The organism is Gilliamella sp. Nev5-1, from assembly GCF_001690895.1.
Lineage (GTDB): Bacteria > Pseudomonadota > Gammaproteobacteria > Enterobacterales > Orbaceae > Gilliamella > Gilliamella apicola_C.
On record NZ_LZHO01000028.1, the window covers coordinates 1 to 12,150 of the forward strand.

Genomic DNA, 12,150 nt, shown 5'->3' on the forward strand with positions numbered 1-12,150 from the left:
ATAGCAATTTTATAAAATTTAATTAATGTCGATATGGGAATTCCCCTGTTGCTTTTAAACCGCTTAATTGCGGTTTCTTTATATATAAATTTAACAAACTAAACATGTTGATGATATTGATGTCGTTGACATCTAGTAACCGTACCTAAACCTCTGTATATACACGTTTTGGGCATCCACAGAATCGACAGCAAAGCTAGACACGCACACAACTCAATATAGCTAGTACGCTGTCACCTTATTAACTCACATAAAGATATTTAACATGGAAAGATACTCATCACCGATATCTTATTTCTGGGGCGCTATATGCACGCTTTTAGGCGCACTTAGTTTAAATGATATTGCCATTATTGTCGGTATTATCTTATCAATAGCGACATTTATTATTAATTGGCTGTATAAGCGCCGAGATTTTTATCATAAAAAAAACTTGAGAGAGCAATATTATGCGAAATACCACAAAAATAGCGACGAGTGCGATTTGTAGTGTTTCGGTAATAATCGGTATTGTTATTACCAACTACTCAGATGACATAAGAACAAGTCAATCGGGTCTTGAAATAATCGGTAATGCTGAATCCTGCGTACGAGAGCCTTATTATTGCCCAGCTAACATATTAACGGTTGGCATTGGTTCAACGGGTAATCATATTGAACAAAAAATTTATACTGATGATGAGATAGCAAAGCGTTGGGTCGATGACATAAAAACGGCTGAACAATGTGTTAATCGCTATGCTAAAGGCTTTCATCTTCCCCAGTCTGTTTTTGACGCTGTGACCTCAATTACCTTTAACGTTGGATGTACAAAAATGCGAACATCAACAATGTATAAACATCTGAATAACGGTGATTATAAGGCGGCTTGTAATGAATTCCCAAGGTGGAATAAAGCAGATGGTAAGGTTCTAAAAGGTTTAGCAATCAGACGAGAAAAGGAGAAGGCGTTATGTCTATCTTATGTTTTATCATCGCATCGATAATGGCTATCAAAGGTGTCAACGGCTGGGGTTGGTTTTTATTTGTCTCGTTATTGTTGAGAGATTCATCATGTTCAACGTATCAAAAGTAAATATATCATTGATTAGTATGTTGTTATTTGCTTGTTATTTCGCCTACAAATGTCGGCAAGATGAAAAGCTTGCAGTGGTGAGAGCAAATAAAGCTGAAGCAAAGTACGAAAAATACATACAAGATAATAATGAAGTTAAAAAAATTGAATCAAACATTATTGAGGCGATAAGAAATCGGTGTAACTAGCCCCCCCTAAAATAGTACAGCAAAAAAGTAGAAAGTTCTCTATGATAAAAGTAAAAGAGGATTCAATTATGAAAAAAATGACTGAACATCAAATCGTCGCTATTTTAAAAGAAGCTGAAGCAGGTATTCCTGTCAAGGAACTCTGCCGTAAATAGGGCATGGGTAATTCAACTTTTTATCAATGGCGGGAAAAATACGGCGGTATGAAAATTTCAGACATCAAACGCTTAATTTTGTTATGGATAAGCTGATGAAAAATTGATATCGATTCGTTTTCGAACATTCAGCGTAATAGGTGTCTTTTTTGCTTTAAAGCAAAATCATAAAAAAAACAATAAAATCAATGGTTATTTTAATTTCTTGTTGTTTCGCTCACAATGCTTTATTTGCTTGGTTGTTTACAAATAGAATTCTAATAAGATCAATGCTGATGTTGTTTTGGGATTTGGTGATAATCTTTTAGATCAAAAAATACCTAAAACACTAGCCAAGATTTTTTTTAACAGTTATACTTTCATCAATTAAAAAACAAGCTCACTAAGCGAGCAATTAATTATAAAAAAGTGAAACAAAACAAAAATTTACTTGACAGGTCAAACAAAATGCCGTATCATCTTAAACACCAAACACCAAACACCAGCGCTGGCAGTCCTATGTCTTAAATCGTTCGATTAACGCTGTTGGTCGAGTTTGTCGCTTTAGTTCATTTATCCCTTCGGGGTCATCTCTTAAATTATTATCACAACTTGCTAAAAAACCGTTACAGGCGTTGTCGCTATTACTATTTTTGCTATATTCATGGCATTTATATGCATTACCTCGTGATAATAATCGCAGTGATGCAATCATGCTGCCACCAGCCCCCTTTATCATGTTTGCTTCCCCTCATCTTTCCCCTTATTCATTTACTAATAATTCCGATGGGTTCGGTCCTACACCCACCGCGCCAGGATTTGTCTACAATAAAGGATTTTACAACACCCAATCATATGCCTCTAATTTTCCTACCACAGGGGCTAATGGGTTGTATTTTGATTTAGTCCTAGGTGGCGATGCCAATGATTTGATATGGAATACACCCATTACACACGAAGGAATTACTGCCACTGTAACCAAAATAACAGCGAATGATTCTTGGGTTCATGAAGCTTGTTCGAGTGTGAGTGTGATTCCCTGTGAACCACAGTTAGAAGCAAAAGTATTTGTACGCGTCACTTTAAACGGTCCATTTGCCGATAATGCTCAGATAAATTCCAATAATCCTGTCCCGGTCTTTAAGCCAAGTTTGCCACAAACATTTGAATTAGTCGGTATAAATAGACATAATGAAGAGGTTGTAAAATATGGTTTTGTGTTGAAGCACTGGTTTGTCAATCGCGGTGATAAAAAAGGTAACCAATCAGAGCAAACTGCATGGTGCAGTGCGATAAATTATCGTATACCAAGAGTAAAAGATCTGACCAATGCGAAGTGTCGTCCCAACCACCCTCGCGAAGATTTTCCTTGTAGAAATGGAATAGATGGCGCCTTACCCCAATCATTAGATTATAATACGTTATTACGTCATGTTGATGCTGGCTTTATAACCGAGTGGGGGTCTTTGCTTAGTAATGCTGGCTTCAAGAACGACCGCTACTGGACTAGCGATAGCGATTTCTTCGTAGACTCGGGCTATGGTAAAGTAAAAAATCCAAATTCAAATTTTGTTTCTAGTATCAATTATGGTATGTGCGTTCACCCTTAATACTGACTTCTTAATTCTTGTATAAAAGGATATGCAACTTGACATAAATCAAAGATAAAGCTGTTAACGTATAATGCTCAACGTTAGTTAGTCTAAGTCGCCAAGCGAGCTAACGTTAAGTGCGTTTGTACAGCCAGCATATGTTTTTAATGCTGGCGTAAAAGTATTATTTAAACATCAATAAAATCAATCCTTTTTCTGACTGTTTTTTTATTGATAGCGCATTCACATTTTATAAAAGCCAAAGGTTATTATTATTTATTCAGAGTTAGAAAGTGTTAACACCACCGTAGCTTGTTACGTTATGGATAAGCTGATGAAAAATTGATATCGATTCGTTTTCGAGCATTCAGCGTAGTAAGTGTCTTTTTGGTTTTAAAACAAAATCATAAAAAAAACAATAAAATCAATGGTTATTTTAATTTCTTGTTGTTTCGCTCACAATGCTTTATTTGCTTGGTTGTTTACAAACATAATCCTAAACACTACACTAGTCAATGTTCTCAACGGGGTGCCCAGTGGGGCTGAGAATGTTAGCGTTAGATTAGCATAACCCGTCGAACCTGAACTGGATCATGCCAGCGGAGGGATTTGAGTTATTATACCTACTCAAACCTTTTGTCTTTTATTTGCTATTTTGGAGGCAAAATGTTTTGTAAAAAATTGTTATTATCTTTGGTATTATCTGCACTTTTTATGGCAAATATTGCAAATGCTACCAACATAAAACCTACCTTGATTGTGTATAGCTACAACTCTTTTATTTCTGAGTGGGGGCCAGGGCGGGAAATTGAAAAGGGATTTGAAGCGCAGTGTGGTTGCGAAGTTGAGATTGTTACATTAGGCGATGGCGTATCGATTTTAAATCGAATGCGTCTTGAGGGCGATAAGACCAATGCCGATGTTGTTTTGGGATTAGACAATAATCTTTTAGAACAGGCTAAACAAGCCAATATTGTTATTCCTCACCAAATCAATAAACCCGATAATTTAAATACCAACTGGTGGGATGATGATTTTGTGCCTTATGATTTTGGCTATTTTGCTTTTATTTATAATCAACAAAAAATCAGCAATCCACCACGCTCTATGCATGAATTAGTTGATAATAAAGCCAACTGGAAGATTATCTATCAAGATCCTAGAACCAGCACTCCGGGGTTAGGTTTATTATTTTGGATAAAGAATATTTATGGTGATGATGCCTCATCAGCATGGCAAAAAATAGCTAAAAACACCGTGACAGTAACTAAGGGCTGGAGTGAAGCTTATGGGCTATTTTTAAAGGGTGAAGCTGATTTTGTGCTTAGCTATAGCACTTCACCTGTTGCTCATATTATGAATGATAATGATTATCGTTATGCTGCGGCTATTTTTGATGAAGGGCATTATCGTCAAGTTGAAGTTGCTGGTATTACTAAATATAGTCAGCAACCCGAATTAGCACGGGCTTTTTTGCAATATTTATTGACCCCCGATGTGCAACGTCAATTTGCTGAGAAAAATACCATGTACCCTATTATTAATACATCGTTACCTGAAGCTTTTAAGCAAGTTAAGCCTATAAATAAAGCGCTTGAGTTTGATGCAAAGCAAGTTGAACATAATCAAAAAACGTGGGTACGAGAATGGCAGTCTGCCATTAGCAAGTAGTTTTATTTTACCTAATGTCGAAGTTAAGAATATTACTCCCAGGAATTAGCGCTGCTAGCCTGATCTTAATGATATTAGGCGCAGCACTCTTTGCGCTTTGTTTGACTGCGATTAAATTTAATAATTTAGTCGTCTATTTTGATGAGTATTTATTACATGTTATTTGGATAACTTTATTTCAAGCAACATTATCGACTTTATTATCTGTATTATTGGCAATTATCATGGCTAAAGCTTTGTCGATGATTGATTTTTTAGGTAAAAGATTATTATTGCGCATTATGCCAATTACCTTTATTTTACCGACACTTGTTGTAGTCACTGGGTTGTTGTCGGTTTATGGTAAACAGGGCTTATTAGCGACTGTTTTCGGTTATTTTGGGGTGCCTTTTATGACATCGATTTATGGGTTAACAGGCATTTTACTTGCACATGTATTTTTAAATTTTCCGTATGCTTGCTGTCTATTCTATCGAACGTTAAATAGTGCACCAGTTGAACACAAACAGCTAGCTGCACAATTAAACTTTTCAAGTTTTACTTACTTTAAATTGATTGAGTGGCCATTACTGCGTCGGCAACTGTTCCCGATGGCTGCGCTTATTTTTATGCTGTGTTTTTCTAGCTTTGCGATCGTATTAGCGCTAGGAGGTGGACCAAAATATACAACATTTGAAGTCGCCATTTATCAATCTATTCGTGACTTAGATTTAGCTCAGGCTGTGCTTTTAGCTTGTTTACAGTTTATTTGTTGTGTTTGTTTTATTTGCTTGATGCAAAAATTTACTCATAATAATAACCACCATCAAAAACCTAATACATGCTATGTTAGGCAAAGTTACCGTTTGCCTGTTTCAAATCATTTAGCCTTTTTATGTATGATTATTATTGTTACTGGTGGGTTATTTATTTTGCTACCGATTATGACCCTACTCATTGGAGGGGGATATTTTTTTCAATGGTCATTTTTAACTGCGTCTTTTCAACAGGCAGTTATGTTTTCATTATTAATTGCTTTTGGCTCAGCTACTATTGCCATGTTGCTAGCATTGTTATTACTTTATACTAATAGCCGTTTGTTAATTAATCACAAAATACAGTGGAGCAACCAATTAATGTTAGTTGGATCGCTAATTTTAATTATTCCAAGCATGGTATTTTCATCAGGTCTATTTTTATTATTATTTCCCTTTGCGCATAGTTTTATCGTTGTTTGCCTTTTAATTATGCTATGTAATGGTTTAATGGCATTGCCTTTTATATTGAAAAATCTTGCTGTACCTATGTTTGATGTTGTATCGCGCTATTGGCAATTAAGTCAATCACTTAATATTAATGGCTTTTTTCACTTTTATTTGATTGAATATAAAGCACTAAAAAGATTAATTATCCAGAGTTTTGCTCTGTCTGCAATATTATCATTGGGTGATTTTGGTATTATTGCTTTATTTGGTGGGAAATCAGTGACCACATTACCGTATTATTTGTATGAACAAATATCAAGTTATCATTATAAAGAAAGTGCCGTAACGGCCGCATTATTGTTAATATTATCTTTTAGTTTATTGGTTGTGATGGATTATGATCGAACTAAATCAAATTAATTATCATTACGATAATTTTAGAATGCATTTTAATCTCAAAATTGCAGCAAAAGAAAAAGTCGTCATTATTGGACGCAGTGGTGCTGGTAAAAGTACCTTGTTAAATTTGATTGCTGGATTTGTTTTACCAAACTCGGGGCAAATTTTACTTAATCATCAAAATATGACTCGCACCTTGCCAGGCAAACGCCCCGTTTCGATTTTATTTCAACGTAACAATTTATTTAACCATTTAACCGTTGAGCAAAATATTGGTTTAGGTATAAAACCTTGTTTAAAACTGAATGCATCTGAACGGCAAACAATAGAAGATATACTAGTTAAGGTTAGTTTAGCAGGTTTTAACAATCGTTATCCTAATCAGCTTTCAGGCGGGCAACGGCAACGTGTGGCATTAGCGCGTTGTTTAATTCAGCATCGCCCTGTTTTATTGTTAGATGAACCATTTTCAGCGCTCGATCAAGCTCTGCGTTTTGAAATGTTGGCGTTAGTCGATCAAATTTGTGATGATTTCAATTTAACTTTAATGATGGTATCACACTATCTTGATGATTCACTTAATTATTTTTCACGTTGTTTGGTGGTTGATAATGGCAACATTGTTTTTAACGATTTACCAACACAGCTTGCACAATCTAAACATAACGAAATTGCAAAAATGTTGGGTTTTAATTATTCTTAAAAAGGGTTGAAGCTTGGAAATAACACTTTTACCTGCCTATTTTATTATTCAATATTAAGTGAATTGTGATTTTATTGAGTTAAAAAATTACGATTAATTGATTAATTACAAATTTATTAATTAGATGTTTATAAATTGCACTATCTCTATTTTGTTGGTCAACGCTTAAGGTTTAATTAATCTATTTAGATTAAATTACCTTAATTATTAACAACATTAATTAATTATTTATGCAAAATGGACATACATGCCATAAGTTTAGTTGGTTAGTACTTAGCTCTGATAGCTTATTTTTCACTTATTTGTTTGTGCTTTACCGCTATATATTTTTATTTATGATCACGACGAAGATGTTTATCAAATACTATCCCAGAATATATTAGTAAGAAACGAGAAAACACTGACTTGAACTGTGTTTTCTGCTTTGGTTATTGCTAGCGTGAATATCAACGTATACAAACCATTATCAAACTATGTCAATCGAAAATTTAGCACATAAAACGTAATTCACACATGATTAGTTTTTACTGGATTAAGTGATAGCTTATATGTTACTGAAAAAATTTTAGTTAATCGGAAATTTTCCATGAATCGATCCGTTGGGTTGGTGATCCTTATGATAAAAAAGGGTTAATTGATTTTGATAAATTAGAAAAGTAGCTATCGTCGGTGTTTACACTGCCACTTAAGGTGTGATATTGTATATTTATACAGTTATATTTTATTTGCCGTAATACCGTTTATGCGAAAAATTATTCATGTTGATATGGATTGTTTTTATGCCGCTGTTGAAATGAGAGATAATCCCCGTTATCGTAATGTGCCTATTGCGGTGGGGGGCGATCCTCGTAAGCGCGGTGTGGTGGCTACTGCCAATTATTTAGCACGCCAATATGGTGTGCACAGTGCAATGTCAATGGCACAAGCTATAAAACTGTGCCCCAATCTTAAAATTATACCCGGTAGGCATGCGGTATATAAAGAAGTATCAAACCAGATCCACCAAATATTTAAGCGGTATACCCAAGCGATTGAGGCGCTATCACTTGACGAAGCTTATCTTGATGTGACTGATTGTAAACTATGTCACGGCTCGGCAACTTTGATTGCGCAAGATATCCGCCAAGCTATTTTTAAGGAACTTGAGTTAACCGCATCGGCTGGTGTTGCTCCACTGAAGTTTCTTGCCAAAATCGCTTCTGACATGAATAAACCTAATGGTCAATATGTGATAACACCTGATGAAGTTGATGGCTTTATTGAACAGCTCCCTTTAAAAAAAATTCCTGGTGTGGGAAAAGTGACTGAAAAAAAATTAGCTGATTTGGGATTATTTACCTGTCAAGATATAGTCAATTATGATGTGACTAAATTATTTAACCATTTTGGCAAATTTGGGCGAGTCTTGTATGAACGATGCCAAGGTATTGATGAGAGAGAAGTATGTAATGACAGGCAACGCAAATCGGTTGGTGTCGAGCGCACTTTAGTTGATGATATTCATCATTGGGAAGCGTGTTTATTACAGTTTGATTCATTATTTGAAGAGCTTGAAAAACGATTAAGTAAAGTGCGTTCTGATTTATCGATCGCTCGGCAGGGTGTCAAATTTAAGTTCGATGATTTTCAACTTACCACTCAAGAGCATGTATGGTCAAAACTAGATAAGGCCGATTTAATTAAACAAGCCCATAAAGTTTGGTTAGAACGTCGTAACGGGCGTGGCGTTCGGTTAATTGGTTTTCATGTCACGTTAATCGATCCACAAGTTGAAAAACAGCTCATTTTTCCATTTTAAGCTTTTTTCTTATAAAAAAAGAGGATGCAGGCAAAGCCTGTATTCATCCTCATAATCATTTATCAATTAATGGATAATTATCACTTTAAACTTGCACCATTGGTGCTAATAACTTTTTTATACCATTCAAAAGAATCTTTTTTATAACGCTTCATGCTACCGTTGCCTTCATTATCACGGTCAACATAAATTACACCATAGCGTTTTTTCATTTCACCAGTGGTAAATGACACCACATCAATAATCCCCCAAGCGGTATAGCCCATCACATCAACACCATCATAATCCATGGCGGTTTGCATCGCTTTGATATGAGCACCTAGGTATTCAATGCGTGGTTTGTCATGCACTTGGTTACCATTTTCTAGCTCATCAATGGCACCAAATCCATTTTCGACAATAAATAATGGTAACTGATAACGATCATATAAACGGTTTAAGGTATAACGTAATCCTTCAGGATCAATAGGCCAACCCCAGTCACTGCTTTTAATATAAGGATTTTCAACCGCATTAGGTAGCGCTCCGTTAACAATGTTATCGCGATTGTCATTTTTGGCATCTGCTTTTACAACCGTTGACATGTAGTAACTAAAACCAATGTAATCAACTGTACCTTGTTTTAAATAAGCAAGATCTTCTTGTGTAATATCAAGTTTATAGCCTTCACGTTCGAATTCTTTTAATGCATATGCAGGGTAATAGCCACGAACGTGAACATCAGGGAAGAAGAAGCGTTGATGCATAGCGATTTCTGATGCCATCATATCTTCAGGGTTACAAGAATATGGATAAATTGGCACATGTGACACCATACAACCAATTTGAAAATCTGGATTGATTTTTTTACCAGCAATCACCGCTTTGGCACTGGCTAATAGTTCATAGTGAGCAACTTGGTACAGAACTTCTTGCGGATTTTCGCCCGGTTTAACTTGGACGCCCGAATTCGTCCAAAAGAAGATAGGATTACTGGTATCCATTTGATTATTAATTTCGTTAAATGTCATCCAGTATTTGACTTTATTTTTATAACGCTCAAAACACGCAGTGGCAAAACGTTCAAAAAATTCCACTGTTTTACGGTTTCTAAAACCACCATAATGGCGAGCTATATGTAATGGCATTTCAAAATGTGATAGCGTGATAACAGGCTCTATGCCATGAGCAATGAGTTCATCAAAAACATTATCATAAAAGCGCAGGCCTTCTTCGTTTGGCTCAAGCTCATCACCTTTTGGAAAAATGCGTGTCCAAGCAATTGACGTGCGTAAACATTTAAGACCTAATTCAGCAAAGAGTTTGATATCATCTTTATAATGATGATAAAAATCAATGGCCGTATGGTTTGGGTAAAACTTATCGGGTTCAATATCTTGGGTGATTTGTCTTGCAACGCCATGAGCACCAGCGGTCATAACATCAACCACGCTGGGTCCTTTACCGCCTTCGTTCCAGCCACCTTCAAATTGGTGAGCGGCTAAAGCGCCGCCCCATAAAAATGGTTTTTTAGTCATTTTTGATTCCTTGTTATTGCTTAATTTTAAATATGATATCATCAACTGTTACTTCTGTTTTATCCGTTAATGAAATGAATTGGTATTGATCGGTATTAACAATAATAATTGGGGTGATTAACGGGTAGCCAGCTTGCTTAATTGCCTCAGGATTGAAGCTGATGAGTAAATCACCTTTTTTTACTTTTTGGTGTAATTCAACGTGATATGCAAACTCGTTATTGGTCAAATTAACCGTATCAATCCCCACATGAATTAGTAACTCAACGCCGTTATCTAATGTTAAACCAATGGCATGTTTAGAATTTTCAAATACCGCAGTTACCTCGGCATCAAAAGGCGCATAGACGTGATTATCAGTCGGTTCAATCGCAATCCCTTCGCCCATTAATTTTTGTGAAAAAGCAGGATCAGGTACTTCACTTAGGGGTAAAGCATGTCCTGTCATTGGGCTTGTGATATCCAGCTCGTCAAGCAAGACTTTAGGCGTATCATTTTCAATAACAGACTCATCTTGTTTCGTTTCACCAGTACCAAAGATTTGAATTAAAACGACAGGTCCCACCAAAGCAATAAGTGACCCAACTGCAACACCAATAAATGAGCTAGGGCTGTTTGGGCTAATTGCATTGACGATAGTTAAAGGGCCAGGCAAACCAGCATAAGCAAAGTAGTGAGGAGAAAAGAAACCAGCCACAATACCACCACAAGCAGCCGAAATACAGCCATAAATAAATGGCTTTTTAAAACGTAAGTTAACGCCATAAATAGCCGGTTCGGTTATCCCAAATAAGCCAGTAATAAAAGCGGATAATGAAATGCCTTTCATCTCTTGAGTTTTTGTTTTTAAATAAAAACCAAATGCTGCCCCGACTTGACCAATAACGGCGATGGTTTGAAATGCTTGGAAAGAGTCTTGACCATATTGTTTAAAGTTTTCAACGATAACCGGTGTGATCCCCCAGTGCACGCCAAAAATAACAAACACTTGCCAAACTGCACCAATAATTCCACCAGCAAACGATGGAGCTAAATTAACAAACCAGTTATAACCATCAGCAATATATTGTGCACCATTGGCAGTTAATGGACCAACAATAAGTAATGTTAAAGGTACCATAATAACAAGACTAAATAATGGTAATAGCACCGGTTTTATAATACTGTGCAGGCGAGGTTCTAAGAAGCGCTCTAAATAAGAGAGTAACCAAACTAAAAAGAGTGGTGGTAAAACGGTTGAGGCATAAGTGGTTTTCGATAGTGCAATGCCAAATAGATCAATTTCTTGCCCCTCGCTTATTAGTTTTGCAAACTCAGTCCATGTCGGCGATAGCAGTGCTGCACAGCAAGCAACGGCGATATATAAGTTACAACGGAAATGCTGTGAAGCGGTAATGGCAATAAAAATTGGCAAAAAGACAAAAGGCGCCCAAGAGATGAAATTGAACACCTCAAAAGTTCCAGTCTTTTCTAGCTCAGGGCAGACCAATTTAAGTAAAATCAAGATACCTTGCAAAATTCCTGATGCGGCTAAAATATAGACAAACGGGGCAAATACAGCCGACATTGTTGCAATGATGCGATTTAATATGTTGCTATCATTTTCTACTTCAATTTTGTTATCAGTATTAACGAGTTGAGTAAAAGCGTTATAGACTTTATCAACATGCGTACCAATAACCACTTGGATTTGACCGCCTTTTTCAACAACGGTAATCACGCCTGGTAATTTAGCAATGTTTTCTTTTGCGTGATCTGGTGTATGTTGGGTAACAAGGCGAAGGCGTGTTGCACAGCGAGAAACGGTAACAATATTTTTCTCACCACCTAACTCATTTAAAATATCAACAGCTAGCTTGTTATAATCTCTAATTTTTGATGACATCCAT

Annotated in this window: 10 protein-coding genes, 1 pseudogene and 1 riboswitch; of the genes and pseudogenes, 8 read left to right on the forward strand and 3 right to left on the reverse strand. The window is 36.1% G+C overall.

Annotated features, from left to right (window positions below; genetic code table 11):
* The first annotated feature begins 265 nt into the window (after window positions 1-265).
* The 3 genes and pseudogenes from A9G41_RS14960 to A9G41_RS14670 all read left to right on the forward strand — a co-directional run.
* Entirely contained in the window at window positions 266-490 is a 225-nt protein-coding gene (locus A9G41_RS14960; protein ID WP_081301583.1) for a phage holin family protein, read from the forward strand.
* Window positions 450-986 (forward strand): lysozyme, encoded by a 537-nt coding sequence (locus A9G41_RS04280; protein WP_075539362.1) that lies wholly within the window; start codon window positions 450-452, stop codon window positions 984-986. The genes A9G41_RS14960 and A9G41_RS04280 overlap by 41 nt, the downstream gene beginning before the upstream one ends.
* Window positions 987-1,331: 345 nt before the next feature.
* Window positions 1,332-1,493 (forward strand): annotated as a pseudogene (locus A9G41_RS14670) (transposase); the annotation flags it as partial.
* A 421-nt stretch (window positions 1,494-1,914) separates the two neighbouring features.
* Here the strand turns inward: A9G41_RS14670 and A9G41_RS04290 are convergent.
* Window positions 1,915-2,136 carry a hypothetical protein gene (locus tag A9G41_RS04290; protein WP_075539364.1) on the reverse strand — a complete coding sequence of 74 codons (222 nt, stop codon included), beginning with the start codon at window positions 2,134-2,136 and terminating at the stop codon, window positions 1,915-1,917.
* On the opposite strand from A9G41_RS04290, the gene A9G41_RS04295 reads away from it, so the two are divergent.
* The 5 genes from A9G41_RS04295 (at window position 2,135) to dinB (ending at window position 8,744) form a co-directional block, all read left to right on the forward strand.
* A complete protein-coding gene (locus A9G41_RS04295) occupies window positions 2,135-3,007 on the forward strand; it encodes a hypothetical protein (protein WP_075539365.1) in 873 nt (290 codons plus the stop codon). The two genes, A9G41_RS04290 and A9G41_RS04295, sit on opposite strands and share 2 nt — an antisense overlap.
* A gap of 497 nt (window positions 3,008-3,504) precedes the next feature.
* Window positions 3,505-3,615: riboswitch (TPP riboswitch) on the forward strand.
* Window positions 3,616-3,655: 40 nt separating this feature from the next.
* Window positions 3,656-4,660, forward strand: a complete 1,005-nt coding sequence (gene thiB / locus A9G41_RS04300; protein ID WP_065582731.1) for a thiamine ABC transporter substrate binding subunit — start codon at window positions 3,656-3,658, stop codon at window positions 4,658-4,660.
* Window positions 4,661-4,674: 14 nt separating this feature from the next.
* Window positions 4,675-6,264 (forward strand): thiamine/thiamine pyrophosphate ABC transporter permease, encoded by a 1,590-nt coding sequence (thiP, locus tag A9G41_RS04305; RefSeq protein WP_075539366.1) that lies wholly within the window; start codon window positions 4,675-4,677, stop codon window positions 6,262-6,264.
* Window positions 6,242-6,946: a thiamine ABC transporter ATP-binding protein ThiQ gene (gene thiQ / locus A9G41_RS04310; RefSeq protein WP_075539367.1), complete on the forward strand. Its 705-nt coding sequence runs from the start codon at window positions 6,242-6,244 to the stop codon at window positions 6,944-6,946. Before thiP ends, thiQ begins: the two co-directional genes overlap by 23 nt.
* A 742-nt stretch (window positions 6,947-7,688) precedes the next feature.
* Window positions 7,689-8,744, forward strand: a complete 1,056-nt coding sequence (gene dinB, locus A9G41_RS04315) for a DNA polymerase IV (protein WP_065582734.1) — start codon at window positions 7,689-7,691, stop codon at window positions 8,742-8,744.
* Between the two features lie 80 nt (window positions 8,745-8,824).
* On the opposite strand, the gene A9G41_RS04320 is transcribed toward dinB, so the two are convergent.
* Window positions 8,825-10,261: a 6-phospho-beta-glucosidase gene (locus A9G41_RS04320; protein ID WP_065582807.1), complete on the reverse strand. Its 1,437-nt coding sequence runs from the start codon at window positions 10,259-10,261 to the stop codon at window positions 8,825-8,827.
* A gap of 13 nt (window positions 10,262-10,274) precedes the next feature.
* Window positions 10,275-12,146, reverse strand: coding sequence for a glucose PTS transporter subunit IIA (locus tag A9G41_RS04325; protein WP_065582735.1), 1,872 nt, complete (start codon window positions 12,144-12,146; stop codon window positions 10,275-10,277).
* Window positions 12,147-12,150 lie beyond the last annotated feature (4 nt).